Annotated in this window: 17 protein-coding genes; 14 read left to right on the forward strand and 3 right to left on the reverse strand. The window is 72.5% G+C overall.

The window, feature by feature from the left end; translation table 11 throughout:
• Positions 1-146: 146 nt before the first annotated feature.
• Both AB0F81_RS24540 and AB0F81_RS24545 read right to left on the reverse strand, forming a co-directional pair.
• On the reverse strand, positions 147-2,651 hold the full coding sequence (locus tag AB0F81_RS24540; protein WP_360200820.1) for an HAD-IC family P-type ATPase: 2,505 nt from the start codon (positions 2,649-2,651) through the stop codon (positions 147-149).
• A gap of 69 nt (positions 2,652-2,720) precedes the next feature.
• Positions 2,721-3,536, reverse strand: coding sequence for an SGNH/GDSL hydrolase family protein (locus AB0F81_RS24545; protein ID WP_360200821.1), 816 nt, complete (start codon positions 3,534-3,536; stop codon positions 2,721-2,723).
• 77 nt (positions 3,537-3,613) lie between these two features.
• On the opposite strand from AB0F81_RS24545, the gene AB0F81_RS24550 reads away from it, so the two are divergent.
• The 10 genes from AB0F81_RS24550 (at position 3,614) to AB0F81_RS24595 (ending at position 11,521) form a co-directional block, all read left to right on the forward strand.
• The gene (locus AB0F81_RS24550; protein WP_360200822.1) at positions 3,614-3,922 is read left to right on the forward strand and encodes a SelT/SelW/SelH family protein; all 309 of its coding nucleotides are present in this window, start codon (positions 3,614-3,616) and stop codon (positions 3,920-3,922) included.
• Between the two features lie 25 nt (positions 3,923-3,947).
• A complete protein-coding gene (locus AB0F81_RS24555) occupies positions 3,948-5,045 on the forward strand; it encodes an ionic transporter y4hA (RefSeq protein ID WP_360200858.1) in 1,098 nt (365 codons plus the stop codon).
• Between the two features lie 168 nt (positions 5,046-5,213).
• On the forward strand, positions 5,214-6,209 hold the full coding sequence (locus AB0F81_RS24560) for a permease (protein ID WP_360200823.1): 996 nt from the start codon (positions 5,214-5,216) through the stop codon (positions 6,207-6,209).
• Complete coding sequence (locus AB0F81_RS24565; RefSeq protein WP_360200824.1) at positions 6,206-6,898, forward strand: TIGR03943 family protein; 693 nt, start codon at positions 6,206-6,208, stop codon at positions 6,896-6,898. Before AB0F81_RS24560 ends, AB0F81_RS24565 begins: the two co-directional genes overlap by 4 nt.
• Positions 6,895-7,941 carry a hypothetical protein gene (locus AB0F81_RS24570; protein WP_360200825.1) on the forward strand — a complete coding sequence of 349 codons (1,047 nt, stop codon included), beginning with the start codon at positions 6,895-6,897 and terminating at the stop codon, positions 7,939-7,941. Before AB0F81_RS24565 ends, AB0F81_RS24570 begins: the two co-directional genes overlap by 4 nt.
• A gap of 60 nt (positions 7,942-8,001) precedes the next feature.
• Complete coding sequence (locus tag AB0F81_RS24575; RefSeq protein ID WP_360200826.1) at positions 8,002-8,934, forward strand: metal ABC transporter substrate-binding protein; 933 nt, start codon at positions 8,002-8,004, stop codon at positions 8,932-8,934.
• Positions 8,934-9,575, forward strand: coding sequence for an ABC transporter ATP-binding protein (locus tag AB0F81_RS24580; protein WP_360200827.1), 642 nt, complete (start codon positions 8,934-8,936; stop codon positions 9,573-9,575). Before AB0F81_RS24575 ends, AB0F81_RS24580 begins: the two co-directional genes overlap by 1 nt.
• The gene (locus AB0F81_RS24585; protein WP_360200828.1) at positions 9,572-10,417 is read left to right on the forward strand and encodes a metal ABC transporter permease; all 846 of its coding nucleotides are present in this window, start codon (positions 9,572-9,574) and stop codon (positions 10,415-10,417) included. Before AB0F81_RS24580 ends, AB0F81_RS24585 begins: the two co-directional genes overlap by 4 nt.
• A complete protein-coding gene (locus tag AB0F81_RS24590; RefSeq protein WP_360200829.1) occupies positions 10,404-11,207 on the forward strand; it encodes a metal ABC transporter permease in 804 nt (267 codons plus the stop codon). Before AB0F81_RS24585 ends, AB0F81_RS24590 begins: the two co-directional genes overlap by 14 nt.
• Positions 11,204-11,521: a metalloregulator ArsR/SmtB family transcription factor gene (locus AB0F81_RS24595; RefSeq protein WP_360200830.1), complete on the forward strand. Its 318-nt coding sequence runs from the start codon at positions 11,204-11,206 to the stop codon at positions 11,519-11,521. The genes AB0F81_RS24590 and AB0F81_RS24595 overlap by 4 nt, the downstream gene beginning before the upstream one ends.
• On the opposite strand, the gene AB0F81_RS24600 is transcribed toward AB0F81_RS24595, so the two are convergent.
• The gene (locus tag AB0F81_RS24600) at positions 11,454-12,866 is read right to left on the reverse strand and encodes a PepSY domain-containing protein (protein ID WP_360200831.1); all 1,413 of its coding nucleotides are present in this window, start codon (positions 12,864-12,866) and stop codon (positions 11,454-11,456) included. The genes AB0F81_RS24595 and AB0F81_RS24600 overlap by 68 nt on opposite strands.
• Positions 12,867-13,057: 191 nt before the next feature.
• On the opposite strand from AB0F81_RS24600, the gene AB0F81_RS24605 reads away from it, so the two are divergent.
• From AB0F81_RS24605 to AB0F81_RS24620, 4 genes are read left to right on the forward strand one after another with little or no spacing between them, the layout of a single operon-like run.
• Positions 13,058-13,567, forward strand: a complete 510-nt coding sequence (locus AB0F81_RS24605) for a copper chaperone PCu(A)C (RefSeq protein WP_360200832.1) — start codon at positions 13,058-13,060, stop codon at positions 13,565-13,567.
• Between the two features lie 2 nt (positions 13,568-13,569).
• Positions 13,570-14,721, forward strand: a complete 1,152-nt coding sequence (locus AB0F81_RS24610; protein WP_360200859.1) for a Dyp-type peroxidase — start codon at positions 13,570-13,572, stop codon at positions 14,719-14,721.
• Positions 14,718-15,290, forward strand: coding sequence for a copper resistance CopC family protein (locus AB0F81_RS24615; RefSeq protein ID WP_360200833.1), 573 nt, complete (start codon positions 14,718-14,720; stop codon positions 15,288-15,290). The genes AB0F81_RS24610 and AB0F81_RS24615 overlap by 4 nt, the downstream gene beginning before the upstream one ends.
• Before the next feature lie 11 nt (positions 15,291-15,301).
• Positions 15,302-16,009 (forward strand): YcnI family protein, encoded by a 708-nt coding sequence (locus AB0F81_RS24620; RefSeq protein WP_360200834.1) that lies wholly within the window; start codon positions 15,302-15,304, stop codon positions 16,007-16,009.
• The last annotated feature ends 4 nt before the right edge of the window (positions 16,010-16,013 follow it).

Consider the following 16,013-nt stretch of genomic DNA (forward strand, 5'->3'; position numbering starts at 1 on the left):
AGAACGAGCACTGGGCGGCAGCCCGTTTAGTCGGCTGGCGGGCAGGGGCGTGTGGTGGCTGCGGAAGGAGCGCTGGGCGGCAGCCCGTTCAACCGGCTGGCGGGCAGGGGCGTGGGGCGTGCGGGGACAGCAGGGGGTCGGGGTGGCTAGCTCGGCGGGTCCATGCCGAGGAGGCGATCGAAGAGGCGGAAGCGGAACACGACGGTGAGCGTGGCGTACCAGAACAGCAGCGCGGGCAGCACCACGAGGAAGACCGGGCGGGACGGGCCCATCAGGCCGAAGTAGTCCCACAGCACCGGCACGTTCAGCACCGCGGCGAAGATCAGGCAGAGGGCGCCGACCAGCAGTGCCGGGCGCAGGTCGCTGCCGGGGGTGGTCCAGGCGCCGAAGACCCGTGAGCGCGGGGCCAGGAACAGGATCAGGATGAACGAGGCGAAGCAGAAGAAGGTCGACAGGCCGGTCTGCGCCAGGATCGTCGCCGAGGCGGTGGTGAAGTCCACGTCCACGCCCGACTGCAGGCCGGTGTACTGCTCGAACTCGTCGATGATCCGCTCCGGGGTGCGGCCGGACCCGAAACCCAGCGTGATCATCTCGTAGAGGGCGGTGTAGACGGCGGTGCCGAAGGTCGCGGTGACCACGGCGGCCGGGACCACGAACCGCACCAGGTTGCGCAGCAGATGCGGGTCGGGGCGGGTGGGCCGGGCCCAGAAGGTGAGGAACACCGTCGGGATGCCCACGGTGAACATGGTCAGCCCGACCTGCGTCGGTGAATAGGGAAAGCCCAGCCCGAGCAGGGTCACGCCGAGGATGACCAGGCCCTGGCTGGCCACCCGGGCGAGGAAGACGTAGAGCGAGATGCCGATGCCGTTGATGATCCGGCGGCCCTCGTGCTGGGCCGGTGGCAGCGCCGCGAACGAGTCGTCGACCAGCACGATGTCGGCCACGTCGCGGGTGACCGCGCTCCCGCTGCGCATCGCCACCCCGACCTGGGCCTGTTTGAGGGCGCGGGCGTCGTTCACCCCGTCGCCGATCATGGCGACGTAGTGGCCCTGGCGGCGCAGCGAGCGGACGATGCGCTCCTTGTGCTCGGGCGCCACCCGGCCGAACACCGCGGTGCGGGCCACCACCCGGTCCAGGGCGGCGTCGTCCAGGTCGTCCAGGTCGGCGCCGGGCACCGGCTCGTCCGCCTCGATGCCGGCCCGGCGGGCGATCGCCGCGACCGTACGCGGGTCGTCGCCGGAGAGCACCTTGAGCCGCACCCCGTCGGCGCCGAACCGGCGGACCGTCTCGACCACGTCCTCGCGCAACTCGTCGGCGAGCGCGACCAGCCCGACCGGCACCAGCATCGGCAGCTCCGGCCGTCCGTGCGGGTCGCGCAGCCCGGCCGCCGGATCCTCGGCGCGGGCCAGCAGCAGCACCCGCAGGCCGAGGTCCGTGCGGGACGTCACCTCCGCGGCCGGGACCGGGAAGCGCAGCCGTGGCGCGAGCGCGTCCGGGGCGCCGAGCACCCAGCTGCCCTCCTCGGCGACCAGCCCCGACCAGCGCAGCGAGGAGGAGAACGGGACCTCGTCGCGCACCCGCCAGGGCTCGCCGGGCAGGGCCGCGACCAGCGCCAGGGCGGTCAGGTTCGGGGTGGTGGCGTTGTGCGCGACCGCGCCGAGCACCTCGGCCACCTCGGCGTACTCGTGGTCGGCGAGCGGGACGATCTCCTCCACCGACAGCTGGCCGGTGGTCAGCGTGCCGGTCTTGTCGGTGCAGACCACGTCCACGTTGCTCACCGACTCGACCGCGTTGACCTGCTGGACCAGGGCGCCGTGCCGGGCGATGCGGACCGCCCCGGCCGTGTAGGCCAGGGCGATCAGGAAGAACAACCCGTACGGTACGAGGCCGGACAGCACCGCGGTGATCTGGACGACCCGCAGCACGCTGAAGCCCTCGATCACCGCCTGGCCCAGGATCGCGCCGCTCATCAGGGCGGTCAGCGCCATCACCAGCCGCACGATGAACTCGATGCTGCGCTGCAGCGGTGTCTTGTCGGTGGTGGAGCGGCGGGCTTCGGCGGTGAGCCGCCCGGCGTAGCTGTGCGCCCCGACGTCGCGGGCCAGCTGATGGCCGTCACCGGCCACGCACAGGCTGCCCGAGCGCAGGTCGTCGCCGGGATGCTTGACGACCGGGTCGGACTCGCCGGTCAGCAGCGACTCGTCGGCCTCGACCCGGCCGCCGTCCAGCAGCGGCCCGTCCACCACGATCTGGTCGCCCGGCCGGACCCGCAGCACGTCGCCGCGGACCACCTGCTCCGGGGCGATCTCGGTCTCCCGGCCGTCACGGACCACCAGCACGCCGGTGCGGTCGAGCAGCTGCAGGCGGTCCAGCTTGCGCTTGGCCCGGATCTCCTGGGCCGCGCTGATCACCGCGTTGATCAGGCCGAGGCCGACGCTGATCAGCGCGTCGCTGTACCGCTCCAGGACCAGCAGCGCGGCGCCGATGACGAACAGGATCAGGTTGAAGAACGAGAAGACGTTGGTGCGCAGGATCTCGGCGTAGCTGCGGCTCCCGCCCCGCACCGCGGTGTTGGCCTCACCCCGCCGGCGCCGGGCCTCGGCCTCCGCTCCGGACAGCCCTTCGGCCGGAGCGAGCATCAACTGTTCCATGCGATCGCAGCCCCCGTTTTCACGGTACATTTCCGGTTTGGGGGTTTAGATCTTTTTCAGTTATCGGCGCTAGCCGGTGACCGCGGTCAGCGCGGTGGCGTAGGCCTTCTGCCCGTCGGCGGTCGGGTGGAACGACTCGGCCATCAGGTCGCGGACCGCGTGGATCCACGGCGTGGCCGTGCACACCTCGTGGCCCTCGAAAGCCTTGCGGACGTCGACGAAGGTGAACCCGGCGTTCGCCGCCCGTGCCTCGATCAGCTTGTTCAGGGAGTCGGCGCCCTCGTTCAGCGCGTCGCGGCGCGCCTCGGTCAGCGCGTCGCATTTCACGCCGGCCCCGGAGGCCACCAGGTGCGGGTAGCCGAGCACGTAGACCTTCGCCTGCGGCGCCCGCTCCCGGATCGCGGTGTACAGCCCGTCCAGCTGCTCCGGCAACGCCGACTCGGCGCCGCCGATCGCGGTCCGGGTCGCCGATTGGCAGGTCTGGTCGCTGCCGAGCAGGCACTGCTGCAGCGTCTGGGACCAGCCCGCGTCGTTGCCGCCGACGGTCAGCGTCACCCAGCCGGTGTTCTCGTCGAGCTGCCGCAGCTGGGTGGTCCGCACGTCGTGGATGCGGGCGCCACCGCACGTGTTGTCGGTGACCTCGCCGAGCGTGCCGGCCGGCCGCGACTTCGCCCACAGCTGCGGGTATCCCGCGTCCTTGCTCCGGTAGCACTCGGTGTCCAGGTAGTTCCCGGCGCCGACACCGGCGGAGTACGAGTCGCCCAGCGCCACGTAGTCGCGTGCCTCGGCCGCCGACTCGGCATCGTTACCACCGCCGTCGCCCGAGCACGAAGCGACCGCGAGCCCCGCCGCAATCGCGGCGACCACGCCTGTCCACCGTCGCATCAATGGTTCCTCCTGCCCGCCGACGAAATCCGCCCATGATCATGCACGACCACCCGGGGAATGCATACTTCACTGCTGTGACTGTGCGACAGCCCCGCCTGGAGATCGAGTACTGCACGCAGTGCCGCTGGTTGCTGCGCGCCGCGTGGACCGCGCAGGAGCTGCTCACCACCTTCTCGAAGGATCTGGGCGAGGTGGCGCTGGTGCCCGGCACCGGTGGCGTCTTCGAGATCCGGCTCGACGGGGAGACGCTCTGGTCCCGCAAGGCCGAGGGTGGCTTCCCCGAGCTGCCGCCCCTGAAGCGACAGGTCCGCGACCGCGTCGCCCCCGGCCGCGACCTCGGTCACTCCGACCGGAAAGGCGAGGTTTCCAGCGGCGAGAGCTGAGGGCCTTTGGCAGAGTTGACAGGTGATGCCGAAGATCCTTTCTTATTTGTCCCGCTGGACCGTCTACGTCCCGATTCTCGCTGTCGCGGCCCTGATCCTGACCTGGGGACGCGACCTCCCGCCGCCCGCGGTGGTGGTCGTCGCGGTGCTGCTCGGCGCGGCGGTCCTCGCCGCCGTCCACCATGCCGAAGTGGTGGCGCACCGGGTCGGTGAACCCTACGGATCGCTGATCCTCGCGGTCGCGGTCACCGTGATCGAGGTCGCCCTGATCGTCACCCTCATGATCAGCGGCGGCGAGAAGTCCCAGTCGCTGGCCCGCGACACCGTGTTCGCGGCCGTCATGATCACCTGCAACGGCATCCTCGGCATCTCCCTGCTGGTCGGCGCGATGCGCCGGCGCATCGCGGTCTTCAACCCCGAGGGAACCGGTTCGGCCTTCGCCACCGTCGCGGCGATCGCCACCCTCAGCCTGGTGCTGCCGACCTTCACCACCAGCAGCCAGGGCCCCCAGTTCACCCCCGCCCAGCTGGGCTTCGCCGCGGTGGTCTCGCTCGGCCTCTACCTGCTGTTCGTGGCCGTCCAGACCCGCCGGCACCGGGACTACTTCCTGCCCATCACCACGTCCGGCAAGGTGATCGACGCCGAGGAGCACGTCGACCCGCCGTCCTCCCGCACCGCCCTGAACAGCCTCGGTCTCCTGCTGCTGGCGCTGATCTCCGTGGTGGGCCTCGCCAAGGGCATCTCCCCGGCCGTCGAGTCCGCCGTGGTCAACGCCGGCCTGCCGCACGCTGTGGTCGGTGTGGTGATCGCCCTGCTGGTGCTGCTCCCGGAGACCATCGCGGCGGTCCGTGCCGCCGCCCGCGACCGCATCCAGACCAGCCTCAACCTGGCGCTGGGCTCGGCGATGGCCAGCATCGGCCTGACCATCCCCGCCATCGCCATAGCGATGATCTGGCTGCCCGGCCCGCTGGTCCTCGGCCTGGGCGGCACGCAGATGGTGCTGCTGGTGCTCACCGTCGTGGTGGGCACGCTCACGGTCGTCCCCGGCCGGGCCAACATCCTCCAGGGCGGTCTGCATCTCAGTCTGCTCGCGGTCTTCCTGTTCCTGGCGGCCAGCCCGTAAGCGGGACCGGAAGGATGAGCCCGCAGCGCGCCGGACGGCCTGGCGCATGTGGATGGTCGCGGGGTAGCCACGGGCGCATGCGTAACCCGTACCCGATCGGGTTGTCGCCCTTGTCGCGCATCGCGCAACCGGTAGATTTCTTCGCTGCAGCCGACGGCAGGGGAGCGAGTGAGGGTGACCGGGGCCGGCACGTTGGAGCGCACGGGCCGGCAGCGGCCCGGGGCCGGATCGGTGGAGGTGCTGGCGGCGCTGCTCGTGCTGCTGGTGATCTTCCGCGGGTGGCTGTCCGGGCTGGTCGACGGGGCGCGCTGGCAGACCTGGACCACGGTGTTCGTGTCGGTGCTGGTGCAGGCCGTGCCGTTCCTGGTCTTCGGGGTGCTGCTGTCGGCGGTGATCGCGGTGTTCGTGCCGCGGTCGTTCTGGGCGCGGGCACTGCCGCGGCACCCGGCTCTCGCGGTGCCGGCGGCCAGCATGGCGGGCGTCGTGCTGCCGGGATGCGAGTGCGGCAGCGTGCCGATCGCCGGCTCGCTGATCCGGCGCGGGGTGACGCCGGCCGCGGCGCTGGCGTTCCTGCTGGCGGCGCCGGCGATCAATCCGATCGTGCTGACCGCGACGGCGGTGGCGTTCCCGGGCAACCCGGAGATGGTGCTGGCCCGCGGGCTTGCCAGCCTGGTGGTGGCGATGGTGATGGGCTGGCTGTGGCTGCGCCTCGGCCGCACCGACTGGATCCGGCTGCCGCACCGGCCGGACCTGGAGGGCGCGCCGAAGGGCCGGGCGTTCTGGTCGGCGTGCCGGCACGACGTGGTGCACGCCGGCGGGTTCCTGGTGCTCGGCGCCGCGGCCGCCGCGACGATCAACGTGCTGGTGCCGGAGGCCTGGCTGCAGACGCTGGCGAGCAACCCGGTGCTGTCGGTGCTGGCGCTCGCGGTGCTGGCCGTGCTGCTGTCGATCTGCAGTGAGGCGGACGCTTTCGTGGCGGCCTCGCTGTCGCAGTTCTCGCTCACGTCCCGGCTGGTGTTCCTGGTGGTGGGGCCGATGGTCGACCTCAAGCTGATCTCGATGCAGGCGGGCGTGTTCGGCCGCCGGTTCACCGCCCGGTTCGCGCCGGCCACCTTCGTGGTGGCGGTGCTGGCCGGCTCGGCCGCCGGGGCGGTGCTGCTGTGAACCGGCAGGCGCAGGCGGTGGTGCTGCTGCTCTTCGGCGGCGCGATCCTGCGGGCGTCGCTCTCCGATCTCTACCTGCGGTATGTGAAGGAGGGCCTGCGGCCCTTCCTGATCGCGGCGGGGGTCGCGCTGGTGGCGACCGCGATCGCCACCCTGTTGTACGAACGCCGGCCCCGCGACGACCACGGTCATGGTCATCACGAGCCGAGGGTGGGCTGGCTGCTCATCCTCCCGGTGCTGGGCCTGCTGCTGGTGGCCCCGCCGGCGCTCGGCTCGTTCACCGCGGGGCAGTCGGGCACGCTGCCGGTGTCCGACTCGGACTATGCGGCGCTGCCGTCGGACGATCCGGCCCCGATCGGCCTGCTCGACTACGCCTCCCGGGCGCTCTTCGACGACGGCCGCAGTCTGGCCGGCCGCCGGGTGCGGCTGACCGGGTTCGTCGCGCCCGGCCCGGACGGGGCGCCGATGCTGGCCCGGATCGTGATGAGCTGCTGCGCCGCGGACGGCCGGCCGATCAAGGTGGGCCTGACCGGGGGCCCGGTGGTGGACGTGCCGGCCGGCACCTGGATCCAGGTCACCGGGACGCACAGCACCCGGCGCGGCACCGACCCGGTGAACCAGGCGGAGATCGCCTATCTGGAGGTCGCGCAGTGGCAGCCGATCACTCCACCGAAGCAGCCGTACGAATGATCACCCGCTCCCGGATCGCCCTGGTCACCGCCCTGCTCGCCGCCGGAGCCCTGCTCGCCGGCGGACTGCCGGAGCAGCCGTCCCCGGCACCGGCCCGGCCCACCGTGGAGGCGCTCTGGCCGTCGGCCGAACGCGCCGACCTGCGCGACCTGACCGTCGAACCGCTGCTCTTCCTCGACGCCACCACCGCGGTCGGCACCGTCACCGAGGGCGGCTTCGTCCGGCTGGTGGTGGAGCCGGCCGGCGGCCCCGCCCGCGAGTTGCGCCGCCTCCCGGAGGCCGGCGAGCCGCGCTTCGACAATCTGACCGCGGCCGGCGCCGATCTGCTGTGGACCGAGTCGGTGGGGGACCGGCCGGTGGAGATCTGGGCGGCGCGGGTGGACGCCGCCGGCGCACCGCGCCGGCTGACCGCCGACACCGGCAACGTCCTGTTCTACGGCAACCAGCACGACCTGGTGGTGGCCGGCGGCCGGGTGCACTGGGCGGCCGGTGACGGCGACGACCGCACCGAGATCCGGTCGGTGGCGCTGACCGGCGGCGCGGTCCGGGTCCGCGACGAGCCGGGCCAGTGGGCGCTCACCGCCTGGCCCTGGCTCACCGACGACGTGGGCGGTCAGGCCGGCACGATCCGGATGCGCGACATGGACACCGGCCGTGAGGTACGGGTGACCGCCTCCGGCGCCGAGTGGAACATGTGCAGCCCGTCCTGGTGCCGGGTGATGGTGATGTCCGGTGACGGCCTGGCCCGGATCGACCTGATGCGCCCGGACGGCTCCGAGCGCCGGCGCATCGCCGGGCCCGGCACCCAGTCGGCGGTCACCGACGTCGCCGTGCTGGACCGCTTCGAGGTGCTCTCCCAGCCGCGCCCGGACACCGATCTGACCGGCGCCGCCGGGCTGCTGGTGCACGACCTGCAGTCCGGCAACAGCGTCACCCTGGCGGACGCGGCCGACGTGGCGGCCACCCGCGACGGGATGCTCTGGTGGTCCACCGGGGACCGGGAGGCGGCGGTGTGGCACACCCTGGATCTGCGGACGATATAAGCACGTATCGTCATCTCTTCATTAGACGATAAATAGCGCGGGCCCCTACCGTTCCCTTTCGTGAAACGAATTCCTGGTGTTTTCGCCGTCGCGGCGGTGACGGTTCTCGCGCTCGTCGGATGTGGTTCCGGAAACGCTTCGTCGGCCGAACCGGCCAAGCTCAAGGTGGTCGCCACCACTCCCGAGGTGGCGGACTTCGTCCGTAACGTCGGCGGCGACCGGATCGACGTCACCCAGATCATCAAGCCCAACGTCGACCCGCACGAGTACGAGCCGACGCCCGCCGACATCAAGGCGATCGGCGAGGCGAAGATCGTGGTGAAGAACGGTGTCGGCCTGGAGGAATGGCTGGACCGCACCATTGAGGCGGCCGGTTTCCAGGGCGCCGTGGTCGATTCCAGCCAGGGTGTGAAACTGCGCGAGGGCGGCCACGCCCATGAAGAGGAGGAGGCGGAAGCGGGTCACGAGGAAGAGCACGACCCCCATATCTGGCACGACCCGCGCAACGCCAAGCTGATGGTGGCGAACATCGAGAAGGGCCTCACCGCGGCCGCCCCGGCTGACGCGGCCACCTTCTCCGCCAACCTGACCGCGTACTCGGCGAAGCTCGACAGGCTGGACGCCGACAACGCCGCCGCCTTCGCGAAGCTCACCAACCGCAAGCTGGTCACCAACCACGACGCCTTCGGCTACTACATGGACCGTTACGGCCTGGAGTTCGTCGGCTCGGTCATCCCCAGCCTGGACACCTCGGCCGAGCTCTCCGCGCAGCAGCTCACCGACCTGGTCGGCAAGATCAAGGCGACCGGCGCGAAGGCGATCTTCGCGGAGAGCTCGCTGCCGGCGAAGAGCGCGGAGACCATCGCCCGGCAGGCCGGCGTCAAGGTGGTCGCCGGCGAGGACGCCCTGTACGGCGACAGCCTCGGCCCCGACGGCACCTACCTCGCCGCGGAGGAGCACAACACCCGGGTCATCGTCGAAGCGCTGAGCTGATGACCGTTCTGGAGTACGCCGGGGTCAGCGTCGGCTACCGGGGCTCGCCGGTCCTCACCGACGTGAACCTCGAGCTGCCGGCCGGCCGGTGCCTGGCACTGGTCGGCCCGAACGGCGCCGGGAAGTCCACCCTGATCCGTTCCGCGGTCGGTCTGGCCGACGTTCTCGGCGGCACCGCCCGCGTCTTCGGGCAGACCCCGGAACGCGGCCGTGACCGCTGCGGTTACGTCCCGCAGATCGGCGACCTGGACGCGGACTTCCCGGTCACCGCCGGCCAGGTGGTGCTGATGGGCCGGTACCGGCGGATCGGCTGGTTCCGGCCCACCGGCGCGGCCGACCGCCGGGCCGCCCGGGACGCGCTGGAACGGGTCGGGCTCGCCGCGCAGGCCGGCCGGCGCTTCGGGCTGCTCTCCGGCGGGCAGCGGCAACGGGTGCTGCTCGCCCGGGCGATCGCCGCCGAGCCGCGCATGCTGCTGCTCGACGAGCCGTTCAACGGTGTCGACGCGGCCAGCCAGGAGAGCATCCTGACCGTGCTGCGGGACCTGACCGCGGCCGGCGTCGCGATCGTGATCAGCACCCACGACCTCACCCTGGCCCGGGAGCTGGCCGACGAGGTGTGCCAGGTGAACGGCCGCCCGTGATCGAGCCGTTCACCGTACCGTTCATGGGCCGCGCCCTGATCGAGATCGCACTGCTGGCGCTGATCTGCGGCCCGGTCGGGGTCTTCGTCTTCGCCCGGCGGCTGTCGTTCGTCTCGGACGCGCTCACCCACACCGTCTTCCCGGGCGTGGTGATCGGGTTCCTGGCCGGCGGGACCGACGGGATCTTCCCCGGCGCGCTGGTCGCGGGCCTGGTCACCGCGGTCGCGCTGACCTTCCTGACCCGGCGCGGCGCGGTCACCGACGACGTGTCCACGGCGGTGGTGCTCACCGCGATGTTCTCGGTGGGTGTGGTGCTGGTGTCGCGGCGGTCGTCGTACACCTCGGACCCGACGACCTTCCTGTTCGGCCGGCTGCTCACGGTGACCGGCCGGCAGATCGCCGAGACCGCGGCGCTCGCCGTGGTGATCCTGGTGCTGCTCGCGGTCGGCGCCCGGGCGCTGCTGTTCCGCGCGTTCGACCCGGCCGGCTCGGCGGCGGCCGGCTACCGGGTGTTCTGGCTGGACCTGTGGCTCAACGTGATCGTCGCACTGGTGGTGGTCGCCGCGGTCCGTGCCGTCGGCACCATCCTGGTGGTGGCCCTGCTGGTCGTCCCGGCCGCGGCCGCCCGCCTGGTCACCGACCGGCCGGTGGTGATGGCGCTGGCCGGCACCGGTCTGATCCTGGCCGCCGGCTACGCGGGGCTGCTGGTCAGCTGGCACGCCTCGGTCGGCCACGGCATCGCCCTCACCTCGGCGTCCACCGTGGTGCTGACGCTGGTCGCCGCCTATCTCCTGTTGCTGCCCCTCGGCGCCGTTCGGAGGTCGACGCGTGAACTGGGATGACGCCCTGCACCGGGCGGTCGCCGAGGTGGTCCTGGCCGGTGCGCTCGCCGGTCTGGTCGGCGTGCACGTGGTCCTGCGCCGGTTGTCGTTCCTGACCATGGCGCTGACCCACGCCACCTTCCCCGGTGTCGTGCTCGCCGCCCTGCTCGGGGTGAACCTGCTGCTCGGCGGCATGGTGGCCGGGGTCGCCGTGGTCCTCGGGGTGGCCGCGCTGAGCCGCCGCCCGGGACAGAACGCGGCGGCGGCGACCGGCGTGGTGCTCTCCGCCGGGTTCGCGATCGGGGCCGGGCTGGTCGCCCTGCGCAGCGGGTTCAGCCGGGACCTGTCGTCCTTCCTGGTCGGCTCGATCCTGACGGTCACCGTGACCGATCTGCTGATCACCGGTGCCGTGCTGGTGCTGGTGGCCACGGTGCTGCTGGTGTGCGCCCGCCCGCTGAGCTTCACCGCCTTCGACCCGTCCGGCGCCCGGGCCGCGGGATTCGCCACCGGCGCCTGGCTGCTCCTGCTGCTCCTGCTGATCGAGGCGGTGGTGGTGACCCTGGTGCCGGCGGTGGGCACCATCCTGGCCGTCGCGCTGATCGTCGCCCCGGCGGCCGCCGCCCGGCTCTGGACCAGCCGGCCGGCGCTGCTCACCGCCCTGGCGATGGCGTTCGCCGTCCTGAGCGGACTGGCCGGCCTCTCCGCGTCGTACCGGTGGAATCTGGCGGCCGGCGCGAGCATCGCCCTGGCCGCCACCGGAACCCTGGCGCTCTCCGCGCTGGTCACCGGCGCACGGCGGTGGGCCCGATGACGCCGGCGCTGCTCGGCCGGGCGGTCACCGTGCTGCGCGGCATGGCCTACGAGCACCGGCTGCACATCCTGATCCTGCTGCGCGAGGGGGAGCGGACCGCGGGGGAGCTGGCGGCCGAGGTGCCCACCGATCCCACCGCGGTCGCCCACCACCTGCGATGCCTGCTGGACGCGCGCCTGGTCCGGCGGCAGCGCCGCGGGCGCAACGTCTTCTACTTCCTGCCGGACGAGGCGACCCGCCACCTGATCAGCGAGGTGCTCCGGCACGCCGGCCGCGCAGACCCCCCACCACCGCGTCCACCAGCAGGAAGATGACCAGCGGCACGCCCAGCAGCGGCATCGCCCAGCCGACCGCGAAGACCACCGGCACACCCACGACGATGACCCAGGCCGGCAGGCCGAGCCAGGCCCCACGCGCCGGCGCGGCGCCGGTCAGGGCACGCCGATCGGTACGGGTGGGCCGCCGCTGCCACCACATCCGGTAACCCCAGAGGATCACGCAGAGCAGCCCGATCGCGAGGGCGGCGAGCAGGATCTGATTGGCCGGTCCGAACAGGACGCCCATGTGCGCCTGCACCCCGAGCTTGCTGAGCTGGGCCAGCACCGGCCAGTCGGCGAAGTCGCTGCGGGCCACCACGGTCGCGGTGGCCGGGTCGACGGCGACCCGGTCGAGCCCGACCGGCCAGGTGTTGTCGATGCCGGCGACGGTCCACGCCTGGCCGCCGGTCTCCGGCAGGGTCAGCTCGACCGGCCCGGTGAGGCCGTTGTCGCGGGCGACCCGCAGGACCGTGTCCGCGGCGGCCGGGTCGGCCTCGGAGGGCGAGTCGCCACCGCCGCCGTGGTGACCGCCGGCCGACGCGGTGGCGCCGGGAACCTCCAGGGCGGGACGGTTCGCGTCGAGTGTGTCCAGCGCGATGGTGAAGTTGCCGCCCGCGTAGCGGCTCCAGGTGAGCCCGGTGGCGGAGAGGATCAGCAGGCCGACGGCGAGCCAGACACCGGTGGCGGCGTGCCAGCCACGGGTGCGGCGTACGCCCCTGCGGGCCGACAGGTCCGGGGTGAGCATGCCGCGGACGCTGCGCCGGCGCCGCCACCAGAGCACGATGCCGCCGAGGGCGAGCACCCACAGCCAGCTGGCGGCGAGTTCCGAGTAGTGCCGGCCGAGGTCGCCCAGGTGCAGGTTGCGGTGCAGGTCGTCGAGCCAGGTGGTGGCCGGGGTGGAACCCCACCAGGTGGTCAGCTGTCCGCGCACGTCGGCGGTGTACGGGTCCACGTACACGGTGTGCTGGTTCTCGCCCAGCTCCGGCTGGGAGAAGACCACCCGGGTGGTCTCGTCGCCGCTGCCGGGCTGGACCGCGGCGAGCGTGCCGTTCGGGTGCGCGGCCCGCGCCGCGGCGATCTGCTCGGCCAGCGGGAGTGCCGTGCTGCCCGGCGTCGCGACGGTCAGCTTGTCGCCGTAGAGCATCGCGTCCAGCTGCGGGGTGACCGTGTAGAGCAGCCCGGTCACGGCGGCCACCACCAGGAACGGCGCGACCATCACCCCGGCGTAGAAGTGCAGGCGCAGCAGCAGCGCGGCGAAGCCGGACGGGCGGCGGGCCGGCCGTTCCGGGCTGCTCGCCGGTGCGGGTTCGGCGACTTCGGTGAGCTCGGGTGTCACGGCCATCGGCTGTCCTCGTCGTGGTGTCGGCGGCGCGGTGTGCGCCGGCATCCAGGGGGTTGCAGTCGACGCGCCCGGCGTCCCGGTGGAGGCGTCGCAGCATTGGTCGCCGCGACGTGTCCCGCGGTTCCCAGCAGATTCCCGGGAACCTTCGCCGGCCGGCCGGCGACTAACGGGCGTTCCCGAGCCTGAGGAAGATGATGCTGAGAGTTGCCGCTGTGGCGATCGTCGCCGCCCTTGCCCTGACCGGTTGCGGTGGGACCGAGCCGAAGTCCGAGACCGCGGCCGGGGCCGCGCCCGCACCGCCGGCGGCCGGGCTGACCGTGCGGGACCCGTGGGTGAAGGCCGCCGACAGTGGTATGACCGCGGCGTTCGGCACGCTGGTCAACAACACCGGCGCCGACGTGACCGTGCAGTCGGCGACCTCGCCGGCCTCCCCGATCGAGCTGCACACCATGGCCATGAAGGACGGCGAGATGGTCATGCAGCCCCAGCCGGACGGGTTCGTGGTGAAGGCCGGCGCCTCCCACGAGCTGGCCCCGGGCGGCGACCACCTGATGCTGATGAAGCCGTCAGCCGCGATCAAGCCGGGTGACGAGCTGACCTTCACCCTCAAGCTGGGCAGCGGCGACAGCGTCGAGTTCACCGCGGTCGCCAAGCCGTTCGCGGGGGCGCAGGAGAGCTACGAGCCGGGTACGCACTCGTGACGATCGGCCGGCGGGCGCTGTTGACCGGCGGGGCGGTGGCCGGCCTCGGCGCGGCCGGAGCCGCCGTCGCCTACCGCCGGCCCACCCAGTCCGGCACATCCGAAATCTCGGATACGGGGAAGGCGGTGGTGCCGTTCCACGGTCCGCGCCAGGCGGGGGTGACCAACGAGCCACCGGCCCACGCCGCGTTCGTCGCGTTCACCCTCGCGCGCGGCACCGACCGGACCACGCTGGGCCGGATGATGCGGCTGCTCACCGACGACACGGCCCGCCTCACCCGGGGTGAGCCCGCCCTGGGCGACACCGACGCGCCGCTGGCCGTGCACCCGGCGAGCCTGACCGTCACCTTCGGGTTCGGCCCCGGCCTGTACCGCGCGGCCGGCCGCCCGTCACCGGTCGCCGACCTGCCCGGTTTCGCCATCGACCGGCTGCAGGAGCGCTGGTGCGGCGGTGACCTGCTGCTGCAGATCTGCGCCGACGACGCGCTCACCGTCACCCACGCCCAGCGCATGCTGATCAAGGACGCCCGGCCGTTCGCGGCGGTGCGCTGGGTCCAGCGGGGTTTCCGGCGCAGCCCGGGCGTGCACCCGGCCGGGTTCACCCAGCGCAACGTGCTCGGCCAGCTCGACGGCACCGCCAACCCGCGGGACGCGGCGATGGAGACCGCGGTCTGGCAGCCGGACGGCAGCACCACCCTGGTGGTACGCCGGATCCGGGCCGAGATCGAGACCTGGGATCTGCTGAGCGTCGCCGACAAGGAGGCCGCGGTGGGCCGGCGGATGGAGTCCGGCGCCCCGCTGACCGGCATGGCCGAGCGCGACGAGCCCGACTTCACCGCGGTGGACCGGACCGGGCTGCCGGTGATGCCCGACCACGCGCACGTGACCAGGGCACACATGACCGATCCCCGGTTCAAGATTCTGCGCCGGCCGTACAACTACGATGAGGCCCCGGATTCGGCCGGGCGACCGGACAGCGGCCTCGTCTTCGCCTCGTTCCAAGCCGACATCAACCGCCAGTACCTCCCCATTCAACGGCGGCTCGCCGAGAAGGATCTACTGAACGAATGGACGACACCGATCGGATCCGCGGTCTTCGCCATCCCGCCCGGCTGCGCCGAGGGTGGCTGGATCGGCGAGCGGGTGCTCGCGTGAGCGCCCCGGCCCGCCTCCTGCTCGCCCTCGCCGCGCTGCTGCTCGTGCTCGTGCCGGGCGCGCCGGCCTGGGCGCACAACGCGCTCGCCGAGGCCAGCCCGGCCAAGAAGGCGACGCTGACGAAGTCACCCACCGAGGTGAAGCTGCGGTTCCTGCAGAAGCTGGATCCCGACTACACGACCATCACCGTCACCGATGTGGCCACGCAGCTCGTGCCGGCCTCCGAGCCGGTGGTGAAGGGCAGCACCGGGACGATCACCCTGGACGGCCCGCTCGCCAACGGCGTCTACACGGTCGCCTACCAGGTGGTCTCCACCGACGGGCACACGGTGAAGGGCTCGTACCAGTTCACCGTCGCCGACCCGTCCGCGCCGCAGGCCACCCCGCCTGTCAGTGAAGCTCCCGCTGCCGAGCCGACCAGTTCGGCCAGTTCCCCCGCAGCGGCCGCACCGCCGATCGAGGAGAAGGCCTCGTCCAGCACCGGGACGGTCGTCGGCATCGTCGTCGCCGTGGTGGTTGTTCTGGCCGGCCTCGCCGGTTTCCTGTACGTCCGTCGCCGCAAGGCGTGAAAGGTCTCGTGATGAAGCAAGCAGTTCTGCGCCGTGCCGCCGCCGTCTCCGCCATGACGGCCGCGTTCGTGCTGGCCGTGGCCGGCCCCGCGGCCGCGCACGTGACGGTCAACCCGGGCACCGCCACCCAGGGCGGCTACACCAAGGTGACGTTCCGGGTGCCCAACGAGAGCGACACCGCGTCGACCACCAAGCTCGAGATCAACCTGCCGGCCGATGCGCCGGTCGCGTCGGTCTCGCTCAAGCCGGTTCCGGGGTGGACCGCGGCGCCGGTCAAGACGAAGCTGGCCACCCCGATTAAGGCGCACGACAGCGAGATCACCGAGGCGGTCACGAAGATCACCTGGACCGCGGCGTCGGGTTCGGAGATCAAGCCCGGCACGTTCCAGGAGTTCGACGTCTCGCTCGGCCCGCTGCCGGAGGCCGACCAGATGATCTTCAAGGCGCTGCAGACGTACTCCGACGGCACGGTGGTGCGCTGGATCGACGAGCCGAGCACGGACGGGACCGAGCCGGAGAGCCCGGCGCCGGTGCTGAAGCTGACCGCGGCGTCCGCGGCGTCGGCCGCCGCGTCGGCGCCGGCTGCGGCGGCCGAGTCGTCGACCGCCGACGAGGGTGGCGACAGCGGCCTGGCCTGGGGAATCGCGGGCCTGGTCGCCGGCCTGGCCGGTCTGGTGCTGGGCCTGCTCGCCTACCGCAAGGCGGCGCAGCGCCCCTGAGGTG

Origin of the sequence: Actinoplanes sp. NPDC024001 (assembly GCF_040638955.1) — a bacterium.
Classification (GTDB): domain Bacteria; phylum Actinomycetota; class Actinomycetes; order Mycobacteriales; family Micromonosporaceae; genus Actinoplanes.